This is a genomic window from Allobrachymonas sp. (assembly GCF_041912815.1).
Classification (GTDB): Bacteria; Pseudomonadota; Gammaproteobacteria; order Burkholderiales; family Burkholderiaceae_C; genus Brachymonas.
This window is the reverse complement of the sequence record NZ_JAYRLV010000001.1, coordinates 129951-154738: the sequence shown is the minus strand read 5'-3', so window position 1 is coordinate 154738 and position 24788 is coordinate 129951. Positions and strand designations below refer to the sequence as shown.

The window sequence follows — 24788 nt, the reverse complement described above, 5'->3', positions numbered from 1 at the left end:
TTTTCCGGCTCTTTCTCTCCACTCTCCATGCCTTCCTGCCCCGCTGTCTGGGAAGCGGGGCTTATCGATCGCCTTTCGGGGCGGTTTTCTGCGTGGCGGGCGGGGCTGCAGGGCGGGGGCGCCCCAACGAGGGCAACTGCCGGGCGCGTCTGCGCAGCAGTGTCAGTTCGGCGGGGGACGCGCCGCGAGCTGCGTAGCGCCAGGTCTCGAGTGCCGTGAGCCAGTCGATCCAGGCCTTGCGCGCGGGAGTGGCTGCAAAGGTGGCCAGCACCCAGCTGCGCAGCTGCCCCGGGGTCGAGGCGGGCTGGTTGAGCGTTGCAGGAAGCCCCCATTGGGCGAAGCGCTGGCGTGCGCGGGCAAGCAGACGCAGCCAGGGATCGGTGGTGCGGTGCTCCAGCAGGCTCCAGAGGCTGCCTGCCAGCGCCAGGGCGATCAGCAGTCCGGCCAGAACCTGCACCAGGGTAGTCCAGTTCACCTGCCCAAAGCCGAGCTGCCGCAGCAGATCGAACTGCCGGTCCTGGGTGTAGTTGATGATCCAGCTGTTCCAGCGGGTGTTGGCTGCGTCCCACAGGTTGCGCAGGCTGCGGGCGATGCGGGGTGCGAACCCCGGGTCCAGCCGCTCGACCATGGATCCCAGGGCTCCGGGGCGAGGTTCCAGGCGAGCCAGACTGCCGGTGCGCCCGGGCGACACGGCGGAAGTGGGGTCGATGCGTACCCAGCCGCGGCGGGGGAGCCAGACCTCGGCCCAGGCATGGGCGTCGCGCTGGCGGACGGTCCAGAGGCCATCCACCGGGTTGCGTTCGCCCCCCTGATAGCCGGTGACCACGCGCGCGGGAATGCCCAGGTCGCGCATCAGCACCACGAAGGCGTTGGCGATGTGTTCGCAGAAGCCCTGCTTGCTGTCGAACCAGAAAGTGTCCGCCGGATCCGTGCCCGTGGGGCCGGGTTCGAGCGTGTAGGTGTAGCCGCCCGTGCGCAGCCGCTCCATCACGGCTGCGACCAGGGCGTCGGGGCCGGCCTGTGCGAGTCGGAGATCGGCCCTGAGCGACTGGGCCAGTGCCCGTGTGCGTGGATTGGCTGCGGCAGGAGAATAGAGATCTGTGCGCAGCTGCTGCGCAGAGGTGTCGGCACCGGCCACGTAGTGCAGGGCGCTGGTGGCGCGGTAGCGCAGCACGTCGGTGACGGGGCGGTTGGTGATCCATTCGTAAGCCGGCATCTGACGGCTGCTCCAGCCGGCCGGGAGCTGGGGGGGCTCCACGGTGGCATCGAGCAGCAGCAGCCACTGCTTCTGGTGGGGCTGCAGCAGTATCTCGTAGCGCACGGAGGCGGGGGAGGCGGCCACCAGTCCCGCTGCGGTGGCGGGAGGGCCACGGAAGGGGAAGGGCTCCTGCAGCGCGTGCCACTCATGGCCGTCGAAGCGCTCCATCACCGGCCCCCTGAAGTACAGAAAAGGCTGTGGAGGAGGCTCTCCCTCGAAACGCACCCGGAAGGCCACGCTGTCATCTTCCACCAGCCGGGCAATGTTGCCCAGCCGCATGTCGCCCGACAGGCCCGTGCGCGCCATGTCGTTGGAAGGCATGCCCCACAGTGGCGCAAAGCGTGGGAAGAGCACAAACAGCACCAGCATCAGCGGCGTGCCCCAGGCGGCCATGCGCAGGGCAATGCCGAAGGACTGGCGCAGCGGTGGGTAGCCGGCCCGGAGCTGGGCGTTGACCAGCCCGGCCAGCAGCGCGATCACGCCGATCAGAATGCCTGTTGCCGTGGCCAGCGACTGCGAATAGAAGAAGTGGCTCAGCAGCGTAAAGAAGCCGAGAAAGAAGATCACGAAGGCGTCGCGCCGGGCGCGAAGCTCGAAGGTCTTGAGCACCAGCAGCAGCACGATCAGCGTGCTGCCGGCATCGCGTCCGGCAATGGTATGAAAGTGCAGCGCCGTGCCTCCCACGCAGGCCACGAGCAGTGCCACGCGCACGGGCATGCCGGGCAGCGGCTGATGCTGCCACGTCATTGCTGCGCGCCAGGTCAGCAGCCCTCCTGCCAGGGCGGATGCCCAGAGCGGAATGTGGGGAGCCTGGAGCAGCACGATCCAGGCCGTGATGCCGAGCAGGAACAGGGTGTCCCGGCTTTCGCGTGGCCATCCCGCAGACAGGGAAAACAGCCGTCGAAGCCCCCGTGAAGGGACCGTGGTGGCACGTGCCGCTTGTGGGGAGTCAGTCATGGCGGGACTCCGATGAGACTGGACGGCCGTATGCACTGGAGGTGGATGGGGCTTCGGCTGTCGTGGTGCCGGCGTGTGGAGGCAGGCCGAACTCCGCCAGGGCCTGCAGGCAGCGCATGCGATGCGCGGCGCCGATGGCTGGTGCGACCCAGGTGCTGTCTCCGTGCCGCGAAGGCAGCATCAGGCCGTAAGGCAGTCCCGCCGCATCCGCAGCCAGGACCCAGGCGCACAGCCGTTCGAGCGTCGGCTCGGTGCCACGCTCGGGGGCGGCATCGCTCCAGCGCAGCCATTGCGTACCGGCAGGTGGGGGTGCACTGCGATGCCGGCTGACCAGTTCGCCCGTGCGGGCCGCTTTCTTCCAGACGATTTGGCGCAGGGTGTCACCCCGGCGGTAGGGGCGCACTTCGTCGGGCAGGTCATCGCTGGAGGGGGCGGAGCACATGGCGTGCGAGGCGTCATCGCGGGGGCCGGGCGCGCCTGCAGGGCTGGCGGGAGCATGGGCTTCGGGCGCGGGATAGCACAGCACTTCGGCCGCCGGGCGCCACAGGCTCCACACCCGGAAGATGCCCAGCGGAAAGCGTGTTTCGATGCGGATGGGGGGCACCGTGTGCCAGCCCCGGGAAGGAACCGTCCAGGCCAGCTCCACCGTATGCTGTGCGTCCGGAGGACAGTCGGTCCACACGGCTTCTTCGGAGGAAGCCACGGGAACCAGCTCGGCATCGAGCAGCATCAGTCCCAGCCCCCGGCGCCAGCGGGTGTCGGGATTGTGCAGCCCGATGGACAGCGGCGCGGCCTGCCCGGCAAAGGTGGGTCGGGGAGCGCGCAGATGCAGCTCCAGCCCCAGCAGGGTGCGGTGGGACATGGGCACGCTCACCACCGCACACCCTGCCACCAGAAAGGTGAGCAGATATCCCAGGTTGAGCTGGTAGTTGATGGAGCCCACCAGCAGGGCAAGCAGGGTGGCGCCCAGCAGCCAGCCAGCCCCTGTGGGCAGGATGTAGAGATTGCGCTGGCCCATGCGGTGCTGGTCGCTAGCTGGCATGCGTGCCCAGAACCATCGCATCCAGGGGCGGCGGTGCAGAAGGCCGCGTGCCCGTGGGCGACCTGCAGGGGAGTGTGGTGCGGGGGCGGGTGTGTTCACTGCAGGGGCACGCTGCGCAGCAGGGCGTGGATCTGCTCCACCGCGCCCCGGCCCGCCGTGGACACAGGCACCAGCCGGTGTGCCGCCGTGTGCGGCAGAATGACCTGCACGTCGTCCGGTGCGACATAGTCCCGGCCGGACAGCAGCGCGCGCGCCTTGGCTGCCTGCAGAATCGCCAGTCCGGCGCGGGGAGAAAGTCCCTGCTCGAACCAGCGGCCGTCGCGGGTGGCATCGAGCAGGTTCTGGAGATAGTCGATCAGGGCGTCCGAGACGTGCACCGCCTGCACGGCCTGCTGCAGCTGGGCCAGTCCGGCCGGATCGAGCACGGGCTGCAGATTGCGCAGTGCATCGCGGCGGGAGGAGCCGGCCAGCAGGGCATGTTCGGCCTGCCGGTCGGGATAGCCCAGGCTGAGCCGCATCAGAAAGCGGTCGAGCTGCGACTCAGGCAGCGGATGTGTGCCCTGCTGTTCGAGGGGGTTCTGGGTGGCGATCACAAAGAATGGGGCAGGCAGCCGGTAGGTGGTGCCTTCCACGCTCACCTGCCGTTCCTCCATGGCTTCGAGCAGCGCACTCTGGGCCTTGGGACTCGCCCGGTTGATCTCGTCGGCCAGCAGCACCTGGGAAAACACGGGGCCGGGATGGAACACGAACTGTTCCTTGCTGCGCTCGTATACCGAGACGCCCGTCAGGTCGCTGGGCATCAGGTCGGCCGTGAACTGCACGCGGGAAAAGCGCAGTCCCAGACTCGCCGACAGGGCCTGTGCCAGCGTCGTCTTGCCCACGCCGGGAACATCCTCCAGCAGCAGGTGTCCCCCCGCGAGCAGGCAGGTGATGCAGTGGCGCAGCACCTCCTGCTTGCCCAGAATGATCCGGTCGAGTTGCGCGAGCAGCGCGGAAAGAATCGAGGTGTTGGCTGGCTGTAAGGACATGAGGGGATTATCCGGAAAATAACAGACCGACGCCCCCCGAGGGGCCATGCCGGACCGGTGCAGTCCCACTGCCCGGTCTTCCATGGCAGGCCACCGCAGGCAGGGGCGCGGCACAGACACAGGAGACACACATGGCGGCCACGGGCTATTACATTCACCGCGACTGCAAGTTGCACGACATGGGCGCAGGACACCCCGAGTGTCCCGAGCGCATCGATGCCATCGAGGATCGTCTGCTCATGACGGGCGTATCCGATGTGCTCGATCGCCGCGAACCCCAGCCCGCCAATCTGGCCGAGATCAAGCTCGCCCACCGTCGGCTGCACATTGCCTCCATCCGGGGCATGAGCGACTGGCTGCACGAGGACGACGTGGCCGCCGGCGAACCACAGCACTTCTCGCTCGATACCGACACCTCCATGAATAGCCACACCTATCGTGCGGCACTGCTGTCGGCAGGTGCGGCCGTGCAGGCCACCGATGCCGTGCTGGCCGGCGAGCTGGAAAATGCCTTCTGCTGCATCCGCCCGCCGGGCCACCATGCGTGCGGCGACAAGGCCATGGGGTTCTGCTTCTTCAACAATGTGGCCATTGCGGCCAAGTACGCCGTGGCGCGGCACCGGCTCGAACGCGTGGCCATCATCGACTTCGACGTGCACCATGGCAACGGCACCGAGGACATCGTGGCCGGCGACGAGCGCATCCTCATGGTCAGCTTCTACCAGCACCCCTTCTACCCCGAGGACTGGCCCATGCGGCAGGCGGACAACCTGCTCAACATGCCGGTGCCGGCCTACACCAAGGGCATGGACATCCGGGAGCTGGTCGAGCAGGCGTGGATACCGAGGCTCGACGCCTTCCGGCCCGAGCTGATCTTCATCAGTGCGGGCTTCGACGCCCACCGCGAAGACGACATGGGGCAGCTCGGTCTCACCGAGTCCGATTACCAGTGGATCACCCAGCGCATCAAGGAAGTGGCCTGGCGCCACTGCCAGGGACGCATCGTGAGCTGTCTGGAAGGCGGCTACAACCTCGAATCCCTGGCGCGCAGCGTGGAAGCCCATGTGCGCGTGCTTGCCGATCTGTAGCACACGGCGGGTGCGTGGGGCAGGGCGCGGCCTGCCCCGCTCCACAGCGCTCAATGCATCAACGCATCTGCAGGATCCAGTCCACCAGACGCCGGGCTTCGGCCGGTGTGACCTGGGGGCTCGGAGGCATGGGCACGATGCCGAAGTTCCCTGATCCGCCATGCAGCACGCGGTCGGTCAGCATGCGCGTGACCTCGGGATGATGGCGGTATTTCTCGGCGATCGAATGGAACGAGGGGCCGATCACACGGTCGCTCGTCTTGTGGCATGCCAGACAGTTGCGGCTGGCAGCCAGGGCCATCTCGTCGGCCGCCCGGGCAGGAGACAGCAGCAGTGCCGACAGGCTGGCCAGGAGGAGGGCGGGAAAAATTCTGGTCATGGGCAACAACGGACTTACTCAGGGGCAGAAACGGGACGCGGCGCGACCGGCGATGGCACCCTGTGCGCAGGGCTTCGGGCCCCGATTGTAGGAAATTCAGGGTCCCTTCTGGGCTGCCCTGTGCACGTCAGGCGGAAACTCCTGTGTCAGGCCCTGCAGCAGCGGGGGCGTGCTGCAGCGCATCCAGCCCTGCCAGTGCCCAGTGCCGAAAATGGGCCGAGAGCGCTGCTTCCTCGCCCTGAAAGTCCCGGATCACGCGGCGCATGGTCTGGCGATGGATCAGGAAGAGCATCAGGATGGGGCCCATGATGCTCAGCAGGCACGCGGGCACGCGCGGGTCCGATTCGGGCAGGCCGGCCGCTTCGGCAATGAGCCGCCACATGATGGTGCGCTTGGGCAGGATCTCCTGTTCGATCAGCGGATCGAGCAGCGGCGAGGGCATGATGAGCGCACGCATGAGCAGCGGCAGATGCCAGCCATGCTCCCGGCACGAGGCCTGCACGAAAGCGTCGATGGCACGGCACAGCCGGGAGCGGGCATCACCCGGCGTCTCGGCAATGGCGCGCAGCAGATCCAGCCCGATCCAGTGTCGGTGCGCCTGCACCAGCAGTTCGGCATACAGGGCTTCCCGACTGCCGAAGTGGTAGTTGATGCTGGCCATGTTGACCCCGGCTGCCTCGCAGATCTGTTTGCTGGTAGTGGCATCGAAGCCGCGCTCGGCAATGAGCAGCCCCGCCACGTCCATGAGGTGCTGGCGCGTGACCATGCCATCGCTGCGCCCATGGCGTCCCGAAACCGGGGCTGGAGAAGAGGGGGAGGACTGGGGCATGGCGACTCCGCAGACTGGAAACGGAAGGAACAGGGCCCTGCACCGCAAGGGGCAAGTCCACATGCGCATCATACAGTTCAAATCACTATTTGAACTATGGGCGGATCGGCGCTACACTGCGCAGCAGCAGGGCGCATCCTTGCCATGCATGCCAGGTGGAGGGAGTCCACGAATGTCGGGTCTGTCATGAACAAGAAAATCACCATTGCAGCAGTTGCCCTGGCCGTCTGTGCGGCCGTGGGAGGCGGGCTCTACCAGCGTCACCGGCTGCAGCAGCGCGAAGCCGGGGAGCTCACGCTGCAGGGCAACGTGGACATGCGACAGGTGTCGCTCGGCTTCAATGCCACCGGGCGCATCGCGCGGCTGCTGGGACGCGAGGGAGATCACGTCCGCAAGGGCCAGCTGCTCGGCGAGCTCGATACCTCTACCCTGAGCCTGCAGGTGGTCCAGGCCCGGGCCCAGCTCGGCGCCCGGGACGAGCAGCTCCGCCGGCTGCGCACCGGGGCCCGGCCGCAGGAGATCCGGCAGGCCGATGCCAATGTGCGCGGAGCCGAGGCCCAGCTCCGGCTGGCCCGCATCCAGCTTGCGCGGCTGGAGGGGGCCTCCGGCGTCAGTGCGGGGGAGGCGGTGAGCGCCACGGAACTCGACAATGCGCGCGCCAACCGCGACGTGGCACAGTCCCGGCTCGATGCCCTGCGCGAGGCCAGCGCACTGCTGCATGCCGGGGCGCGGCGCGAGGATGTGGCCGAAGCCACGGCCCAGCGCAATGCCGGACAGGCCCAGCTGGCACTGCTGCAGCGCAATCTGGCCGATGCACAGCTGGTCGCACCGCTCGACGGCACTCTTCGCAGCCGGCTCCAGGAGCCTGGAGACCTCACTAATCCCCAGAAGCCGGTCTACGCTCTGGCGCTGACCGACGGGAAATGGGTGCGCGTGTACGTGCCGGAGTCCGCATTGGGCCGCATTCGACCGGGCATGGCGGCTCGCATCCGCATCGACAGCGCGCCCGGGCATCCGCTCGATGGCACGGTGGGCTACATCTCGTCGGTGGCCGAATTCACGCCCAAGACCGTGCAGACCGAGGAGCTGCGCAGCTCGCTCGTCTATGAGGTGCGGGTGCAGGCACAGGATCCCCAGGATCGGCTGCGGCTGGGCATGCCGGCCACAGTGACGATCCCGCTGGGCGCCGCTCCTTCCTCGGGCTCTGCCGCCGGGACGGGAACCGGCCACGCGTCATGAGTACCCCCACGGGCGAGGGGGCGCCGCAAGAGAAGCGCTGGGCCGTGCAGGCACGGGGGCTCGGCATCGACTTCGGCACCTCCCGCAAGGGCGTTCCCGTGGTGCATGCCCTGCACAACGTCTCCCTGCAGGTGGCCGAAGGAGCCCTCACCGCCGTGGTCGGCCCTGATGGCGCTGGCAAGACCACGCTGCTGCGACTCATGGCGGGCCTGATGCTGCCCGGTACGGGCGAGCTCGCCGTGCTGGGGCTCGACCCGCGCACCCAGTCTGCAGCCCTGCAGAGCCGCATCAGTTACATGCCCCAGCGCTTTGGCCTCTATGAAGACCTGACGGTGCAGGAAAACCTCGATCTCTATGCCGATCTCCATGGCGTGCCGGCTGCAGAACGCCGGGAGCGCTATACGCGGCTGCTGCACATGACCGACCTGACCCGCTTCACCGCTCGCCTGGCAGGGCAGCTCAGCGGCGGGATGAAACAGAAGCTCGGGTTGGCCTGCACGCTGGTGCGCGCCCCCGATCTCCTCCTCCTCGATGAACCCACGGTGGGTGTCGATCCGCTCTCGCGCCGCGAACTGTGGGAAATCGTCCAGCGCCTCCTGGAGCACGAGCGCATGAGCGTGATCGTCAGCACCTCCTATCTCGACGAAGCCGAGCGCTGCGATCAGGTCGTGGTGCTGCACGAAGGATGCGTGCTGGCCCAGGGCCGGCCGGCTGACCTGCGGGCAGAGGCGGAGGTTCAGGTGCGGATGCGCGAGCCCGCTCCGGCAGAGCCACCCCGCATGCTGCAGGCACGCCTCATGGACGATCCGCGTACCGTGGATGCCGTGCCCCAGGGCGGGGCCGTGCGCTGGGTGCTGGGCCGGAACGTGAGCCTGCCCTCCCAGGAGGTCGGACGTCCTGTGCCCGAACGGCTGGAAGATGCCTTCATGTTTCTGCTCTGGCAGAAGCGTCGGCAGAACGTGGCCGCTGCTTCGGGCCCTGCGTCTGATGCCGTACCGACAGCCCATGTCCAGGCAGCGTCGCCTGCGACGGCCCGGACTGTGCAGGAGGAGGCTCCCGTCATCGAGGTTCGCGATCTGGTGCGTGCCTTCGGAGACTTCGTAGCCGTGGACCACACCACGTTCCAGGTGCGCAGGGGGGAAATCTTCGGTCTGCTGGGCCCGAACGGTGCCGGCAAGACCACGACCTTCCGCATGCTGTGCGGGCTTCTGCCCGCCACATCGGGCACCTTGCGGGTGGCGGGCGTCGACCTGCGCACGGCCCGTGCGGAGGCCCGCAGGCGCATCGGCTATGTGGCGCAGAAGTTCTCGCTGTATGGCGACCTCACCGTGCGCGAAAACCTCACCTTTTTCGGCGGTGCCTATCGCCTGTTTGGCCACCCCCTGCAGGCGCGCATCGAGGAGCTGCTCACCACCTTTGGGCTGCGGGAGCATGACCACACGCCCACGGCCCGGCTTCCCGGTGGATACAGACAGCGCATGGCCATGGCGGCTGCGCTGCTGCACCGGCCCGAGATCCTGTTTCTCGACGAGCCCACGAGTGGGGCCGATCCGCTCGCGCGGCGCGACTTCTGGCGTCGCATCACCACGCTGGCCGCCGCAGGCACCACGGTGGTGGTGACCACCCATTTCATGGAAGAGGCCGAGTACTGCGACCGCATTCTGATCCAGGATGCCGGCCGGATGCTGGCACTTGGCACCCCCGCCGAGGTGCGGGCCCGGGCCGCGCAGGAAGGTGCCAGAGTGGACACCATGGACGAGGCCTTCATCGCCATTGTCGAAGACGAGCGCCGTCACGCCATTCCTCATCCATCAGGGGCATCCGCGGCATCAGGGGAGAGTCCGACATGAGCCGATTCGCTTTTTGCACCCTGGCCGGGTCAGGCTCCCTGCGCCGGATCATGGCACTGGTGCGCAAGGAACTGCACCAGCTGCTGCGCGATCCGGGCAACCTCGCCGTGGGCATGGCGCTGCCCATTGTGCTGATCCTGCTCTTCGGCTATGGGCTGTCGATGGATGTGCGCCATGCCCCCGTCGCCGTGGTCATGCCCCATGATTCCGCCGAAGCCCAGGGGCTGATGGCCGGCCTGCGTGGCAGCGGCACGCTGCAACCGGTGCTCGTGCGCAGCCAGGCCCAGGCCGAAACGCTCCTGCGTGACCGGACGGTCGATGCCATCGTGCAGCTGCCTGCCGCGCTGGATGCCGATCTGGTGCAGGGGCAGGCCAGTGTGCAGGTCATCGTCAACGGGGTCGAGGCCAACCGCGCCCGGCTCGTCATGCTCTACCTTCAGGCCGCACTGGGACAGTCCGCGCAGGTGGCACTCGACCGGCAGGGCAGCGCAGGAGTCGGCAGTGGCCTTGCCGGCACGGGGCAGGTCGGCATCGAGCCCCGCGTCTGGTTCAACGCGGCCAACAGCAGCACCTGGTATCTGGTGCCGGGGCTGGTCGTCATCATCATGACCATCGTGGGGGCCTTTCTGACCTCGCTGGTCATGGCACGCGAGTGGGAACGCGGCACGCTCGAATCCCTCTTCGTCACTCCTGTGCATCCTGTCGAGATCCTGCTGGGCAAGATCATTCCGTACTTCGGAGTGGGCATGATCGGACTGTTTCTCTGCCTGGCTGCGGCGCGGTGGCTGTTCGGCGTGCCGCTCGAAGGCTCGCTCGCGGTGCTCATCGGGGTTTCCATGCTGTACCTGCTGGTGTCGCTGGGCATGGGCCTCGTCATCTCGGCTGTCACCCGCAGCCAGTTCCTGGCGAGCCAGATATCCCTCATCCTCAGCTTCCTGCCTGCGTTGCTGCTCTCGGGGTTCCTGTTTGACCTGCACAGCGTGCCGACCCCGGTGCAGGTGGTCGGGCACCTGCTGCCGGCGACCTACTATGTGGAGCTGCTCAAGAATCTCTTCCTGGCCGGGACGCCCTGGCCCCTTATCCTGCGCGATGCGGCCGTGCTGACGGCCTACGCCGTGTTCTTTCTGCTCATTGCCCTGCGGCGTACCCGCAAGCGGCTCGAAGGGTGATATCCATGCGGATCTGGCTGCTGTCCGTTCTCTATCTGTGCCGCAAGGAACTGCTGGCCATCCTCAAGGACCCCAAGAGCCGCGTCGTGCTGGCCGTGCCGGTGATCGTGCAGTCGCTGCTCTTCGGGTATGTGGCCACCTTCGACATCCCCCATGTGAGCTACGCCCTGCTCGACGAAAGCCGCGGGGCCGCTGCGGCTGACTTCATTGCGCGGCTCGAAGGCTCTGGCACCTTCCAGCGCGTGGAGACCCTGCCCAATGCCAGTGGCATAGACGGTGCCATCATGGACGGGCGTGCCATGGCCGTGGTGCATTTCGGCCCCCGGTTCGATGCCGATCTCCAGGCAGGGCGGACAGTGCCCCTGCAGCTCGTGCTCGATGGCCGCAACAGCAATACCGCAGCCATTGCAAGCAGCTATGTGCAGACCGTGGCGCAGGACTTCAATGCCCGCTGGCGTGCCGAGCACGGCGGTGGGAGCATTCCCCTGCGCATCGAGAGCCGGGCGTGGTTCAATCCCCAGCTCGACACGCGCTGGCAGTTCATGCCCAGCCTCATCGCTTCCCTGAGCATTCTGCAGACGCTGCTGCTCACGGCCCTGTCTGTGGCGCGCGAGCGCGAGCAGGGCACCTTCGACCAGCTGCTCGTCACGCCGCTCACTCCCGCACAGATCATGATCGGCAAGGCCATTCCCCCCATTCTGGTCGGCGTGGTGCAGGCCACACTCGTGCTGCTGGTGGCACGCTGGTGGTTCCGGGTGCCCATGGCGGGCGGGGTCGGTACGCTGTACCTGGGGCTGTTCCTGTTCACGCTGGCCAGCGTGGGCATTGGGCTGGCCATTTCGGCGTTCTCGGCCAACATGCAGCAGGCCATGCTCTATGCCTTTGTGTTCATCATGCCCATGATCATGCTCTCCGGCCTTACGACCCCCGTGAGCAACATGCCCGAGGCCATGCGCTGGATCACGTCCGTCAATCCGGTGCGCTATGCCATCGATCTCGTGCGCCGGGTCTATCTGGAAGGGGCCAGCACCTGGGAGGTAGGGGAAGACATCTGGCCTCTGCTGCTCATTTCAGCCGGCAGTCTGCCCGTGGCAGCCTGGCTGTTTCGCCACCGCATGACCTGAGCCCTGGCCTGCGCTTTCCGGGGCACAGGAAAGACAGGCCCCCAAACACATGGCCCCGGAACGCATGGCAGCATTCCGGGGCCGAAGGCGGGGCGGTGAGGGCGGTCAGGCCTTGGCCGACTGCGCCTCTTCCTCGTGGTAGCGCTGCACGCGCTCCACCTCGTTGCGGCTGCCCAGAATCACGCTCACACGCTCATGCAGGGCATGGGGCTGCACATCCAGAATGCGGCCCTGTCCGGTGGTGGCCATGCCGCCGGCCTGCTCGACCAGCCAGCTCATGGGATTGGCTTCGTAGAGCAGGCGCAGCTTGCCGGGTTTCTGGGGATCGCGCTTGTCCCACGGGTACATGAAGATGCCGCCTCGGGTCAGGATGCGATGCACGTCGGCCACCATGCTGGCGATCCAGCGCATGTTGAAATCCTTGCCGCGCGGACCTTCGGAGCCCTGCAGGCATTCGTCGATGTAGCGCTTCACGGGCGGGGCCCAGTGGCGCATGTTGCTCATGTTGATAGAGAATTCCCTGGTGTCGGCCGGAATCTGCACGTTGTCCTGCGTGAGCACGAAGCTGCCGAGATCCCGGTCGAGCGTGAACATGGCCACGCCATTGCCTACCGTGAGCACCAGCGTGGTCTGCGGGCCATACACACAGTAACCTGCGGCAACCTGCTGGCTGCCCGGCTGCAGAAAATCCTGCTCGCTCACGGTTTCCTGGCTGGCCGGCTTCTTGAAGACACTGAAGATCGTGCCGATGCTGACATTGACATCGATGTTGCTGGAGCCGTCGAGCGGGTCGAACATCAGCAGGTATTCCCCCTGGGGATAGCAGGAAGGCACCACATAGATGGTGTCCATCTCCTCGCTGGCCATGGCTGCCAGGTGCCCGCCCCATTCGTTGGCTTCGATCAGCACCTCGTTGGCGATGATGTCGAGCTTCTTCTGCACCTCGCCCTGCACGTTCTCGCTGCCGGCAGAACCCAGCACGCCTCCCAGCGCTCCCTTGTTCACGGCATTGCTGATGCGCTTGCAGGCGCGGGCCACCACTTCCAGCAACAGGCGCAGATCCCCGGGAATGGCGCCATGCAGGCGCTGCTGGTCGACAAGATAGTGGGTAAGGCTGACAGAAGAGGACATGATGGATGTGGCTTGAAGCTCAAAGTCTATGGATGCATCCGATTATAGATTTCCCGCTTGTTCGTGGCAGGAAGGAGACAGACACCTGCAGAGCGGGCAAGCGACGGACGAATTGTCAGCCAGATGACCTGCAGAGATGCATCTTTGTGCGATCGTTGTGAATATGCGTTCATTTTTTGTAACATAGTTGTGCGCTATCTCGTTTAGTACGGGAGCACCAGTGTGAGCGGTGACGCATGAGCCTTTTGAATGCGGTGGCTTGCGCTGGAATGAGGGGCATACCTGCGTGCGGGCTCACAAAGAAGAGCGAACTTTTGCAGCATTTGAAATTAATCTAAAGTATTAATCAAATACGGTAGGTTGCCACCATGAAGTGCAGGTTTTGTGGTTCCATATGCTGCGAAAGACAAGGTACTTCTTCACACCGACCAGCAGGATTCTCCAGTTTTTTAATTTTCGTGCATTAAATATGCATAATTAAATCCATGAACAAGGGAATCATTCTTGATGAACTGGATCGCAAGATTCTTCAGGCATTGCAGCTCGACGGGCGCATGACCTATGACCAGCTCGCAGAAAAAGTACAACTTTCGCCTTCGTCTGCCTTGCGCCGGGTCCGCAAGCTGGAGGAATCCGGCGTCATCGGCGCCTATGTTGCATTGATCGAGCAGGATCACGTGGGGCTGGGGCTGACTGCCTATGTGCATGTGCGCATCCAGCGTCCGGGAATCGCACCGGGACCCGATCCCATGGAGCGCTTCAGGGTGGATGTGCAGAACTGGCCCGAGGTCACCCAGTGTGCTTCCCTGACGGGTGAGATGGACTATCTGCTGCGGGTGGTAGTGGGCGACATGGGGGACTATTCCCGCTTCATGCTGCAAAAGCTGCTCAAGCATCCGAGCGCGCAGGACTGTGCCACCAGCTTCGTCATGGACTGGGTAAAGGACACCACGGCTCTGCCGCTGTGAACTGAATCCAGGGGCGGAATGGAACGGGGCCGAGTCTGCAGCCCGAATGCCCCGCCGTATCCTTGTCCCTGCGGCAATGCATGCCGCTTCATGCCGTTTCCCATGCACAAGGGCGCCCCGGAGGGCGCCCTTGTGGTGTCCGGAGCCTGATCGGTCAGGTTCCGGAACGTGCGAAGTCTCGCAGGGTCTTCAGTCGGCCAGTGCGCGGCCGATGACCTCGCGTACATCGGGGCTCAGGTCCGGCTTGGCTGCCACTCGCCGGATGGCCTCGCAGGCAGCGCTCCGGTAGGGTTCGGCCAGACGCTTCCAGTGGTCGAGCGCACGGGCCAGGCGGGCAGCCATCTGGGTATTGATGGCATCGAGTGCCAGTACCTGATCGGCCCAGAACACATAGCCGGCAGCATCCCTGCGGTGGAACGCACCGGGGTTGTAGTGGCAGAACGCCGACAGCAGGTTGCGCACGCGGTTCGGGTTGGTCATGGTGAAATCGCGGTGCTGCATGAGCTGGCGTACCGTGCCGAGCACGCTGCCATCGACGTCGGTGCGGCTTGCCTGCAGGTTGAACCACTTGTCGATGACCAGCGCCTCCTCGCGGAACATCTGGTAGAAGCGATCGAGGGCAGACTGCGCAAGCGGGCTCTGTGCTTCGAGCAGGGCTTCCAGCGCGCCCATGCGGTCCGTCATGTTGCTGGCGTCCTTGAAGCGCTGAAGGGCCTTGCCCGGCCAGATCTGGTTGCCGGTGTCGCGGGCAGCACGGCACAGACAGGTCAGGGCCAGATTGGCCAGGGCACGACGTCCCACGCTGATGGGGTCTGGGGAATAGGCCCCGGTGCAGCGGTTGTCTTCCCAGGCCTGTTCCCATTCACGGTTCAGGGCATGCGACACCTGCTGCCACATGGCTTCGCTCACGGCCTTGACCTTCTGCGGGTCGACTTCATCGAGCTCCTCGGCGATTTCGTCCTCGTCGGGCAGGCTCAGCACCAGCTCCTTGAAGGCGGGGTCGAGATCGGGGTGGCGCAGCACGCCGCGCAGGGCCTCGATGGTGGCCGCATCGAGCACTTCACGGGGGGCTTCGTCGGCCTCGACTGCCTCGATGGCCTGATCCATCATGAGGCGCTGGGCAGCTTCCCAGCGGTTGAAGGCGTCGGAGTCGTGGGCGAGCAGGTGCAGGCGGTCTGCCACGTTGCGCGCATCGGTTGCTTCGTCATCGTCCTCGGTTTCGTTGACCGACAGCCACACAGGAGCCGAGAACTGGCGCAGCAGCGAAGGCACGGGGCGACTGTCCACGTCCGTGAAGACGAAGGTCTGCGTGGCTTCGGAGAGCACCAGCACGGTGTCGAGCAGCGGGGCAGCATCGCCTGCGGTGGAGGTGTCGCCAGCGAGATGCAGGGGCACCGGGCGGCCGTCGGTTCCCACGAGTCCCATGCGCACCGGGATCAGGAAGGGTTCCTTGGTGGGCTGGTTGGGAGTGGCGGGGCAGGTCTGGGTCAGCGTGAGGGTATAGGTGCGCGCGCTGGCGTCGTACACGCCCTGAGCGTCCACCTCGGGAGTGCCGGACTGGCTGTACCAGCGCTTGAAAACGTCGAGATGCCGGGCGAGGGCGCTGTCGGGATTGGCATCGGCAATGGCCTGCGCAAAGTCGTCGCAGGTCACGGCATGGCCGTCATGGCGCTGGAAGTACAGGTCCATTCCGCGACGGAAGCCGTCCACTCCGACGAGGGTCTGGTACATGCGGACGACCTCAGCCCCCTTGTCGTAGACGGTACTGGTGTAGAAATTGGAGATTTCCTGGTACTGGTCGGGGCGCACCGGATGGGCCATGGGGCCCGCATCCTCGCTGAACTGGTCGCTGCGCAGGTCGCGCACGATGGCGATGCGGCGCACGGCTCGGGCCGTGGCGGTGCCGGCCATGTCTTCGCTGAACTGCTGGTCGCGGAAAACCGTGAGGCCTTCCTTGAGGCTGAGCTGGAACCAGTCGCGGCAGGTGACGCGGTCGCCTGTCCAGTTGTGGAAGTACTCGTGGCCGATCACGCTTTCGATGGCGTCGAAGTCTCCATCGGTGGCGGTGGAAGGCTTGGCCAGCACGTACTTGGTGTTGAAGATGTTGAGGCCCTTGTTTTCCATGGCCCCGGCATTGAAGTCGCTCACTGCCACGATCATGAAGCGTTCGAGGTCAAGGCTCAGGCCAAAACGGGCCTCGTCCCAGGCAATGGCGTGCTGGAGCGAGCGCATGGCGTGCTCGGTCTTGTCCAGATCACCGGCGCGCACATAGACCTGCAGCAGGTGGTCCTTGCCGGCACGGCTGGTGATGCGCTGTTCGCGGGCGACGAGCTGGCCTGCCACGAGGGCAAAGAGGTAGCTGGGCTTCTTGAAGGGGTCCTGCCACACCGCATAGTGGCGGCCGTCTTCGAGCGGGCCTTCTTCGAGCAGGTTGCCGTTGGACAGCAGCACCGGGTAGCGCTTGCGGTCGGCACGGACAGTGACCTTGTAGACCGCCATGACGTCCGGGCGGTCGAGGAAGTAGGTGATGCGACGGAAACCTTCTGCCTCGCACTGGGTGAAGAAGCAGTCCTGGCTCATGAACAGGCCCATGAGCTCGGTGTTCTTGCTGGGGGCGCAGGTGGTGAAGATTTCCAGCGAGAACGGTTCGTGGCCGGCAGGCAGGTTCTCCAGCACAAGCTTGTCGCCTTCCATCTTGAAGGAGGTGCCTTCGCCGTTGACGAGCACGCGGGCCAGGTTGAGTTCCTCCCCGTCCAGGCGCAGGGGCTGCTCGGGCACGTCCGGATTGCGGCGCAGCGTCATCTTGTTGAGCACGCGCGTCTTGGCAGGATCCAGGTCGAAGGTCAGGTCGACCGTGTCGATCCAGTAGGCCGGAGGCTGGTAATCCTTGCGGTAGACGGTGGGAGCGGGAGAAAGCGATTCACGGTACATGGTGTGATCCAATCGATGCAGACATGCGCGGCTCCGGAGGAGCGGCGCGGAAAGGGGAGTGGCAGGATGTCCCCCACTGGTCGGGGAGACGGGTTGGAAGGCCGGCCATCATGGGCCCATGTGCGTCCATGACGGCTCCCAACGATAGCACTGCCCGGGCTGCCCTGTGCAGCACAGGCGCAGCCGGGCCGTATCGCTTACTGGGGTCGCACGCTGCCCACGCCTGCCTTGAGCGAGGCTTCGATGAAGGCGTCCAGATCCCCGTCGAGCACCTTCTGGGTGTTGCTGATCTCGACGTTGGTGCGCAGGTCCTTGATGCGGCTGTTGTCGAGCACGTAGCTGCGGATCTGGTGGCCCCAGCCCACGTCGCTCTTGGTGGCTTCGAGCTGCTGCTGGGCTTCCATGCGCTTGCGCATCTCGTAGTCGTACAGCCGGGCGCGCAGACGCTGCCATGCCACGTCGCGGTTCGAGTGCTGGCTGCGGCTGTCCTGGCACTGCACCACGATATTGGTGGGGACGTGCGTGAGACGCACCGCCGAGTCGGTCTTGTTGATGTGCTGGCCGCCTGCGCCCGAAGCGCGGTAGGTGTCGACCCGCACATCGGCCGGGTTGATCTCGATGTGAATGGAGTCGTCGATCTCCGGGTAGACAAACACGCTGGCGAAGCTGGTGTGGCGGCCGCCGGAGGAGTCGAACGGGCTCTTGCGCACGAGCCGGTGCACGCCGGTTTCGGTGCGCAGCAGACCATAGGCGTATTCGCCCTCGATCTTGATGCTGGCGCTCTTGATGCCGGCCACATCGCCGGGCGTCTCTTCCTGGATCTCGACCCCGAAGCCCTTGCGCTCGGCGTATTTCACATACTGCCGCAGCAGCATGCTGGCCCAGTCACACGCCTCGGTGCCACCGGCTCCGGCCTGGATGTCGATGAAGCAGTTGTTGGGATCGGCCGGCTGGTTGAACATGCGGCGGAATTCCAGCGACTCGATGCGTTCGCGGATGGGCTGGGTGTCGGCCTCAATGGCCGCGAGGGCATCGTCGTCGCCTTCTTCCTTGCTCATCTCGAACAGTTCGGTGTTGTCGGACAGCTCCTGCGACAGGGTGTCGAGCACGACGACGACGTCATCGAGCTGCTTCTTTTCCTTGCCGAGTTCCTGTGCCTTCTTGGGGTCGTTCCAGACGGCGGGATCTTCCAGGGCCGCGTTGACGGTTCTCAGACGTTCTGCTTTGGCAGGGTAGTCAAAGATACCCCCGTAGGTCATCGGTCCTCCGGCTGAGGTCCGCCAGGGTGTTGCCGATGCTGTTGATGCGTTCTGCTTCCATGTTGATGGTTCCTTGCTGGAATGAGAGAGGATTGAAATAAATAGAAAGGGGAGAGGAGGGGCGGGGCCCTGCACCGCCCAGCCTGGGGGGCCACGATGCGATGGTGCGATGGTGCGATGGTCAGGGAAACCCCCAGTCGGGAACGCGATCGCAGGGGCAGAAGATGCTCCTGGCCTGCTCCCGAGAGTGGGCAGAATTGTCGCACGCTTCGCTCCCGCAAGACCCGGGTCAGCATGCATGGGCTAGAATCGTGCGGCGGTTTTTCCGGTCTTTCCATCGGATTTTCATTCACTTACCTCACCCAAGAGAGCATTCATGTCACTCGACAAAGTCACCCCCGGTTCCAAGCTGCCCGAAGTCTTCAACGTCGTCATTGAGATCCCCGCCAATGCCGCCCCCGTGAAATACGAAGTGGACAAGGAATCCGGCGCCGTGTTCGTGGATCGCTTCATGACCACCGCCATGCACTATCCCGTGAACTACGGCTATGTGCCCCAGACCCTGTCGGGTGACGGTGATCCGGTCGACGTGCTGGTGATGACTCCCTTCGCGCTGCAGCCCGGCGTGGTGGTGCCCTGCCGTGCGCTCGGCATCCTCAAGATGGAAGACGAGGCCGGCGTGGATGGCAAGGTGCTGGCCCTGCCCACCGCCAAGATCTGCCCGCAGTACAGCCACATCAACAAGCTCGAAGACCTCAACCCCCTGACGCTGCAGACCATCAGCCACTTCTTCGAGCACTACAAGGATCTCGAAAAGGGCAAGTGGGTCAAGGTGCTGGGCTGGGAAGGACTGGAAGCTGCCGCTCAGGAAATCACCGACGGCGTGGCCAACTACAACAAGGGCTGAGCAGCCCCCTCCGGGCTGGGATACTGAGTCTCCGGCTCGCTCTGCACGACAAGGCACTTCGGTGCCTTGAGTTTTTTGTGCGCAGCCTTTTGTCCTCTTCGGGAAGGCCGGCAGGCAGGGCCTGACGCGGCACAATGAGGGGCAGTGCGCTGGAATGCACGGGGAGACGAAAGATGCGGAGTATTTTTTCTATGGTGGGGTTGCTGGTGGTGGTGCTCCTGATCGCGGGCATGGTGCGCAAGCAGCTCACGGCCGTGGCGCCTGCGCCGGCCTCCAGTTCCAGCGTGGCGGCGGGGGCGCAGGGAGCCGTGAACGTGCGGGATGCCCAGCGCCAGATGGAACAGGCCCTCAAGGCCGCCCAGCAGAACCAGCAACGCGAGCTCGACAAGCAGTCCGAATGAAGCAGGAATTCATGGATGTTCGTGAACAGGGTAGTGACGCGGCGGCCGATGCTCACTGGATGGGCATGGCGCTGGAGGAGGCCCGTCTGGCTGCCCAACGAGGCGAGGTGCCGGTGGGAGCGGTGGTGGTTGCTCCCGATGGCAAAACCCTGCTGGGCCGGGGAGGCAATGCCTGCATTCAGGGGCCCGACCCGAGTGCCCATGCCGAAGTGCAGGCCTTGCGGGAAGCTGCGCGGCAGTTCGGCAACTACCGGCTCGAAGGCTGTACTCTCTACGTGACGCTGGAGCCCTGTGCGATGTGCAGCGGGGCGATGCTCCATGCCCGCCTTGCGGAAGTGGTGTATGCGGTGGCCGATCCCCGGACCGGAGCGGCCGGATCGGTGGTGAATCTCTTTGCACAGGAGGCGCTCAATCACCAGACCCGTGTCCGTCTGCTGGGGGCCGACGAAGTTTCCATGTCGGAAACCCTGCGCAAGGTGCAGCAGGAGTGTGCCGCGGTGTTGCGCGCCTTTTTCAGGGAGCGGCGCGAGGGGAGTGCCATGCGTCGCGATGATCCGGCGCATGCGCCACTGCGCGAGGACGCGGTGCGCCTGCCTCGGCAGGTCTGCGCCACGTCTCCCCTGTGGAATCCGGAAACCAGCCATTGGGCACTGGTGCCCTGCGTGCCGGGAGCAAAGGCTCCTGCCTGGCGCCTGCACTACCACGACAGTGCGCCCGGTGACACGACTCGCCCCTCGGTGGTCCTGCTGCATGGCTATGCGGCGCAGGCGGCGCAGTGGCAGCCGTGGATAGCGGCCTTGCATGCGACGGGATGGCGGGTGCTGGCACCGGACCTTCCGGGGCATGGCCTGAGCGACAAGCCCAAGAAGACTGCCCAGCATTCCCTGCACGGGCAGCTGGACTTGCTCATGCAGTGGTGGGAGCAGCTGACCCCGGCGGCCGGCATGGCTCCCGCGCTGATCGTGAGCCACGACAGTGCGGCCATGCTGGCCGCACGGTGGGTGCGGCAGTCCAGGCAGTCCAGACAATCCGGGCAGGGTGAAGCCGATGCGCACGAACGCGGCCCTGTCTGGCAGGCGCTCGACCCCGTATGGGGCGATGCCTGGGAAGCGCTGAGCCGTCAGCCTGCCCGTGCCTGGAGGCTGGCCTGTGCCCGCAAGTCTTCGTTCGATCCGGGCAGACACTGGGCCGGCAGCATGCACGGGGAGAGCCGGGAAGTATGGACCTTGCCCTGGCCGGATGCCGGACACCGTGCCGCATGGCGATGGTCCGCCTGGAGCGCAGTGCTTCCACCCGCACCCCAGGATGCGGCTTTTCTGGACGTCGAGGCGCATTCCGACGCAGTGTCAGGGCAGGGCGACGCCTGTCCGGCACTGGCAGAGGGACTGGAGCCTGGCTGCTGCGGTGCTGCGCTGCTCGCATGGCTGGCACGGCACGCGCAGGACCATGCGCAGGCGCTGGCGCCGCTGATGGTGCAGCTTCGTGCGCAGCAGACGCAGGGGCCATGAGGGCTCCTTGGCCCGTGCCCACCGGGACGGGCTCCCCTCTGTCGGGGCATGGAGAGCCCCCTGTTCATCGATAGCAAGAAAGGAAGTCCGCACATGGCGCACATCTACATTTATTCTCCTTCGGGGGCCGTTCGGGACAAGGCGGCCTATCGGCGCGGCATCAGGCGGCTGGAGGCGCTCGGACACCAGGTGGAGCAGGATCGGGATGCCCTGTCGACCTTTCAGCGCTTTGCCGGCGACGACGAGGTTCGCCTGACCGCCATCGCGCGTGCAGCGGCCAGCGGGGCCGACATGGTGCTGCCCACGCGGGGCGGCTACGGGCTCACGCGGCTGCTGCCGCGCCTGCCTTATCGGGACATGGCGCATGCCATTGCGCATGGCACGCTGTTCGTCGGGCTGAGCGACTTCACGGCCCTGCAGCTGGCCCTTCTGGCGCGCGAAGGGCTGGAAACCCCCACCTGGGCCGGCAATCTTCTTCTTGCCGACTGGGGGCAGGCCGAGGAGCCGGACGATATCACCCAGGCCTGCTTCGAGGAACTGCTGGATGGGTCGAGCGAGGGGGCAGGCTGGTATGTGACCAAGCGGCAGGAGCCCGAAGACGAGCTCCCCGTGCTGGAGGCCCCCGTGCGGGATGCGACCCTGTGGGGGGGCAACCTGTGTGTGCTCACGAGCCTGCTGGGGACTCCCTATTTCCCGCATGTGGAAGGGGGCGTGCTGTTCCTGGAGGATGTGGCCGAGCAGCCCTATCGCATCGAGCGCATGCTCACCCAGCTGCTGCATGCCGGCGTGCTGGATCGGCAGCGTGCCATCCTGCTGGGGCAGTTCACCGATTACAGGCGTCTGCCCCAGGATCGGGGATTCGGCATGCCAGCCGTCGTGCGCTGGCTCCGCACACAGACACGCACCCCCATCTTCACCGGGCTTCCCCATGGGCATGTGCCCACCAAGGTGATGCTGCCCGTGGGCGCACGGGTGGATTTCGAGGTGGAAGGGCGCGACCGTCTGCTGATGTGGGGACACAGTCCCTTCCCTTCGCATGACCATAACCATGACCATGACCATGACCATGACCATGACCATGACCATGACCATGACCATGACCATGACCATGACCATGACCATGACCATGACCATGACCATGCGGGACGTCCCGCTGCATAGGCAGGGTGCCGGAATGGTGCGGCAAGACCGGCCCTGCACGCAGCATGATGCAGCTGCGATGGGGCATCTTCTCGGCCAGGGTCAGCAGGAGGCTGCTGTTCCCAGGCCGGGGCTGACCGCGAGCATGCGTTCGACGTAACGGGCAATCAGGTCGATCTCCAGATTGACGCGCATGCCGGGCTCCAGCACGCGCAGGGCCGTGTTCTGCACGGTATGGGGAATGAGGTTGATGCTGATCTCGCAGCCATACCCGGTCGAGGCCGCTTCCTGCCCGGACAGGTCGGTGACCCGGTTGACGGTGAGGCTGACGCCGTTGACGGTGATCGAGCCCTTGTAGGCCAGAAAGCGGGCCAGAGAACGCGGAACCAGAATGCGCAGTTCCTGGCTTTCGCCCACGGCATCGAAGGAGCGCACCATGCCGATGCCATCGACATGGCCGCTCACGATGTGTCCGCCCAGGCGTTCATGGGCGCCGAGCGCCTTTTCGAGATTGACCAGTCCTTCGCGATCCAGTCCGGAGGTCTTGTCGAGCGATTCGGCCGAGATGTCGATGTCGAAGGTGCTCGCCTGCGGGTCGAAGGCGACCACGGTCATGCAGGCACCGTTGATGGCGATGCTGTCGCCCAGGGCCACGTCGTCCAGATAGCCTGCCGGCGCCTGGAGGGTCAGCCGCTTGCCATGGGCAGCGGTATCGCCCAGGGGCGTGATGTGGCAAATGTGGCCAGTGCCGGTGATGATGCCTGTGAACATGGGCAGAAACTCCTGAAGGGCAGGGGAGGACAGGAAGCTTCCGGAGCCGTGCGGCCCCCCTTCATCCTCCCGGATAGAGAAATGGCGAAAGAACGTCAAGGCCCCGGGAACGGCTCGTGGCCCTTGTGGCCGTTGCAGGCGTTCTGCGGGACAATGGTGCCATTGTAGAAGTCCGTACATGCCCCGGACACAGGGCCTCGTTCCGCCGCGTGTCCAGGAGAGCGGGTATGCGGATCCATCACCCTTTCACCGCTTCGTTCCATCCCGCTGCATGTCGTCCAAGCTGTTTTCTTCCCTGCTGTGTGCCGATGGGGCACCGCAGGAAGCAGGTGCTCCGCTGTCGTGCCATACCCGGCTTGAGGTGTGCCCGCACTGTGACAGCGTGGTGGCTGTGGGCCCCCTCCGGCGCGGGGAGGTGGCCTCATGCAGCCGGTGCGGGCATGCGCTCGCGCGCTTCCAGGGCTGGACTCCACTGCAGCTGCTCGCCATCTGCCTCACTGCCTGGATCATGCTGGTGCATGTGCTGGTCTACCCATTGGTGACCCTGGATGTACAGGGCAACCTTCAGTCCACTTCCATCTGGGAGAGCATCCGCTTCGCCTGGCATGCAGGCAACTGGGTGGTGGGCTGGATGACCTTCTTCACCGCCGTGCTGCTGCCGGTGGCCGAGCTGGCAGTCCTCACCAGCGCCCTGTGGTGCCTTGCGGCCCGCGCCATGCCGCGCATGCTGGTGCGCATGCTGCGCGCAGTGGACATGACCCGGAACTGGAACATGCTGGCCGTGTTCCTGCTCGGGGTGCTGGTGGCGCTCATCAAGCTCGCCAGCATCGGACGCCTGCAGATTGACCTGGGCCTCGTGGCTCTTGGGCTGCTGGTCACGCTGCTGGCCGTGCTGGCACGGCTCGATACCCCCACCCTGTGGCGCATGGCCGAGGAGTCTGGGCTGGTGCCTGCAAGCCACCTCACGCCCCAGGCTCTGGCGCAGGCGGGGCCGGACTGGCGTCGTGCCTTTCTGGTCTGTCATCGCTGCGGCATGGTGCATCGTCGACTGCCGGAGGCGGGATCATACCCAGCCGCAGGACAACGGAACGTGCAGCCCTGCTGCGTGCGCTGTGGAGCGGCTCTGCACCATCGCCAGGAAGCCGGGCTCGCGCGGTGCACCGCCTACCTGCTTACCGCCCTGACGTTCTATGTACCGGCCAACCTCATGCCCATCATGTCGACCAGCACCCTGCACAACGTGCCGGCCGAGCACACCATCCTGTCCGGTGTGATCGATCTGTATCAGAACGGCTCGGTCGGCATTGCCATGGTGGTCTTCACGGCCAGTCTGGCCGTGCCGGTGCTCAAATTTGCGGTCATGGGCTGGCTCCTGCTGAGCCTGCGATGCAACTGGTTCGGTGAGGTCAGGAACAATACGCTGCTCTTCCGTGCCATGGAGTGGATAGGGCAATGGTCGATGCTGGATGTGTTTGTCGTGGTGCTGCTGGCTGCGCTGGTGCATTTCGACGGCCTCATGCAGGTCAAGATCGGACCGGCCGCCTGGTCGTTCGGCATGATGGTGGTGTTCACCATGCTGGCCGCACAGCATTTCGACCCCCGCCTGCTCTGGGATGCCTATGACCGTGCCCTGGAGCCGAACGCGGCACAGGAGCGCTCCTGGGCACGACGCAGCTGGGCAGCACGCCTCTGTCGGGGATTTCCCAAGGAGCGGTCTTCCTCGATCTGAGGAGATACCCCGTTCGACAACCCTGAGCAGGAGGGCAGCAAGGTCTGTCTCCCGGGCTCGGGCAGGAAATTTCCCGCAGA

Annotated in this window: 20 protein-coding genes; 11 read left to right on the top strand and 9 right to left on the bottom strand. The window is 65.6% G+C overall.

What is annotated here, in order from left to right:
• Positions 1-61 precede the first annotated feature (61 nt).
• The 3 genes from ACE3P9_RS00695 to ACE3P9_RS00685 form a co-directional block, all read right to left on the bottom strand.
• A complete protein-coding gene (locus ACE3P9_RS00695) occupies positions 62-2215 on the bottom strand; it encodes a transglutaminaseTgpA domain-containing protein (protein ID WP_374490952.1) in 2154 nt (717 codons plus the stop codon).
• Positions 2208-3257: a DUF58 domain-containing protein gene (locus ACE3P9_RS00690; protein ID WP_374490950.1), complete on the bottom strand. Its 1050-nt coding sequence runs from the start codon at positions 3255-3257 to the stop codon at positions 2208-2210. The genes ACE3P9_RS00695 and ACE3P9_RS00690 overlap by 8 nt, the downstream gene beginning before the upstream one ends.
• Before the next feature lie 95 nt (positions 3258-3352).
• The gene (locus ACE3P9_RS00685; protein WP_374490948.1) at positions 3353-4285 is read right to left on the bottom strand and encodes an AAA family ATPase; all 933 of its coding nucleotides are present in this window, start codon (positions 4283-4285) and stop codon (positions 3353-3355) included.
• Between the two features lie 131 nt (positions 4286-4416).
• Between ACE3P9_RS00685 and ACE3P9_RS00680 the strand changes: the two genes are divergently transcribed.
• Positions 4417-5373, top strand: a complete 957-nt coding sequence (locus ACE3P9_RS00680; protein ID WP_374490946.1) for a histone deacetylase family protein — start codon at positions 4417-4419, stop codon at positions 5371-5373.
• Positions 5374-5431: 58 nt separating this feature from the next.
• Here the strand turns inward: ACE3P9_RS00680 and ACE3P9_RS00675 are convergent, their stop codons facing one another.
• On the bottom strand, positions 5432-5752 hold the full coding sequence (locus tag ACE3P9_RS00675; RefSeq protein WP_374490942.1) for a c-type cytochrome: 321 nt from the start codon (positions 5750-5752) through the stop codon (positions 5432-5434).
• A gap of 127 nt (positions 5753-5879) precedes the next feature.
• Positions 5880-6581: a TetR/AcrR family transcriptional regulator gene (locus tag ACE3P9_RS00670; RefSeq protein WP_374490941.1), complete on the bottom strand. Its 702-nt coding sequence runs from the start codon at positions 6579-6581 to the stop codon at positions 5880-5882.
• 186 nt (positions 6582-6767) lie between these two features.
• On the opposite strand from ACE3P9_RS00670, the gene ACE3P9_RS00665 reads away from it, so the two are divergent.
• From ACE3P9_RS00665 to ACE3P9_RS00650, 4 genes are read left to right on the top strand one after another with little or no spacing between them, the layout of a single operon-like run.
• The gene (locus ACE3P9_RS00665) at positions 6768-7820 is read left to right on the top strand and encodes an efflux RND transporter periplasmic adaptor subunit (RefSeq protein ID WP_374490939.1); all 1053 of its coding nucleotides are present in this window, start codon (positions 6768-6770) and stop codon (positions 7818-7820) included.
• Entirely contained in the window at positions 7817-9670 is a 1854-nt protein-coding gene (locus tag ACE3P9_RS00660) for an ATP-binding cassette domain-containing protein (protein ID WP_374490937.1), read from the top strand. Before ACE3P9_RS00665 ends, ACE3P9_RS00660 begins: the two co-directional genes overlap by 4 nt.
• On the top strand, positions 9667-10839 hold the full coding sequence (locus ACE3P9_RS00655; protein ID WP_374490935.1) for an ABC transporter permease: 1173 nt from the start codon (positions 9667-9669) through the stop codon (positions 10837-10839). The genes ACE3P9_RS00660 and ACE3P9_RS00655 overlap by 4 nt, the downstream gene beginning before the upstream one ends.
• A gap of 5 nt (positions 10840-10844) precedes the next feature.
• Positions 10845-11963: an ABC transporter permease gene (locus ACE3P9_RS00650; protein WP_374490932.1), complete on the top strand. Its 1119-nt coding sequence runs from the start codon at positions 10845-10847 to the stop codon at positions 11961-11963.
• Positions 11964-12068: 105 nt separating this feature from the next.
• Here the strand turns inward: ACE3P9_RS00650 and ACE3P9_RS00645 are convergent, their stop codons facing one another.
• Positions 12069-13094 (bottom strand): class 1 fructose-bisphosphatase, encoded by a 1026-nt coding sequence (locus tag ACE3P9_RS00645; protein WP_374490929.1) that lies wholly within the window; start codon positions 13092-13094, stop codon positions 12069-12071.
• A 485-nt stretch (positions 13095-13579) separates the two neighbouring features.
• On the opposite strand from ACE3P9_RS00645, the gene ACE3P9_RS00640 reads away from it, so the two are divergent.
• The gene (locus ACE3P9_RS00640) at positions 13580-14062 is read left to right on the top strand and encodes an Lrp/AsnC family transcriptional regulator (protein ID WP_374490928.1); all 483 of its coding nucleotides are present in this window, start codon (positions 13580-13582) and stop codon (positions 14060-14062) included.
• Positions 14063-14251: 189 nt separating this feature from the next.
• Here the strand turns inward: ACE3P9_RS00640 and pepN are convergent, their stop codons facing one another.
• Positions 14252-16993, bottom strand: a complete 2742-nt coding sequence (gene pepN / locus ACE3P9_RS00635; protein WP_374490926.1) for an aminopeptidase N — start codon at positions 16991-16993, stop codon at positions 14252-14254.
• 197 nt (positions 16994-17190) lie between these two features.
• Positions 17191-18313, bottom strand: a protein-coding gene (gene prfB, locus ACE3P9_RS00630) for a peptide chain release factor 2 (protein ID WP_374490924.1) whose coding sequence is annotated in 2 segments (ribosomal slippage) — positions 17191-18231 and positions 18233-18313 — 1122 coding nt in all. Because the reading frame shifts where the segments join, the coding sequence is not laid out codon by codon here.
• A 315-nt stretch (positions 18314-18628) separates the two neighbouring features.
• Here prfB and ppa point away from each other — a divergent pair.
• The 4 genes from ppa to ACE3P9_RS00610 all read left to right on the top strand — a co-directional run bounded on the left by ppa (position 18629) and on the right by ACE3P9_RS00610 (position 22229).
• Complete coding sequence (ppa, locus tag ACE3P9_RS00625; protein WP_374490922.1) at positions 18629-19159, top strand: inorganic diphosphatase; 531 nt, start codon at positions 18629-18631, stop codon at positions 19157-19159.
• 191 nt (positions 19160-19350) lie between these two features.
• Positions 19351-19560: a hypothetical protein gene (locus ACE3P9_RS00620; RefSeq protein ID WP_374490920.1), complete on the top strand. Its 210-nt coding sequence runs from the start codon at positions 19351-19353 to the stop codon at positions 19558-19560.
• 11 nt (positions 19561-19571) lie between these two features.
• Positions 19572-21068, top strand: coding sequence for a tRNA adenosine(34) deaminase TadA (gene tadA, locus ACE3P9_RS00615; protein WP_374490918.1), 1497 nt, complete (start codon positions 19572-19574; stop codon positions 21066-21068).
• Between the two features lie 93 nt (positions 21069-21161).
• Positions 21162-22229 (top strand): LD-carboxypeptidase, encoded by a 1068-nt coding sequence (locus ACE3P9_RS00610; RefSeq protein ID WP_374490916.1) that lies wholly within the window; start codon positions 21162-21164, stop codon positions 22227-22229.
• Positions 22230-22310: 81 nt separating this feature from the next.
• Here the strand turns inward: ACE3P9_RS00610 and ACE3P9_RS00605 are convergent, their stop codons facing one another.
• Positions 22311-22979: a riboflavin synthase gene (locus ACE3P9_RS00605; protein ID WP_374490914.1), complete on the bottom strand. Its 669-nt coding sequence runs from the start codon at positions 22977-22979 to the stop codon at positions 22311-22313.
• A 271-nt stretch (positions 22980-23250) separates the two neighbouring features.
• Here ACE3P9_RS00605 and ACE3P9_RS00600 point away from each other — a divergent pair, with 271 nt between their 5' ends.
• Positions 23251-24708 (top strand): paraquat-inducible protein A, encoded by a 1458-nt coding sequence (locus ACE3P9_RS00600; protein WP_374490912.1) that lies wholly within the window; start codon positions 23251-23253, stop codon positions 24706-24708.
• The last annotated feature ends 80 nt before the right edge of the window (positions 24709-24788 follow it).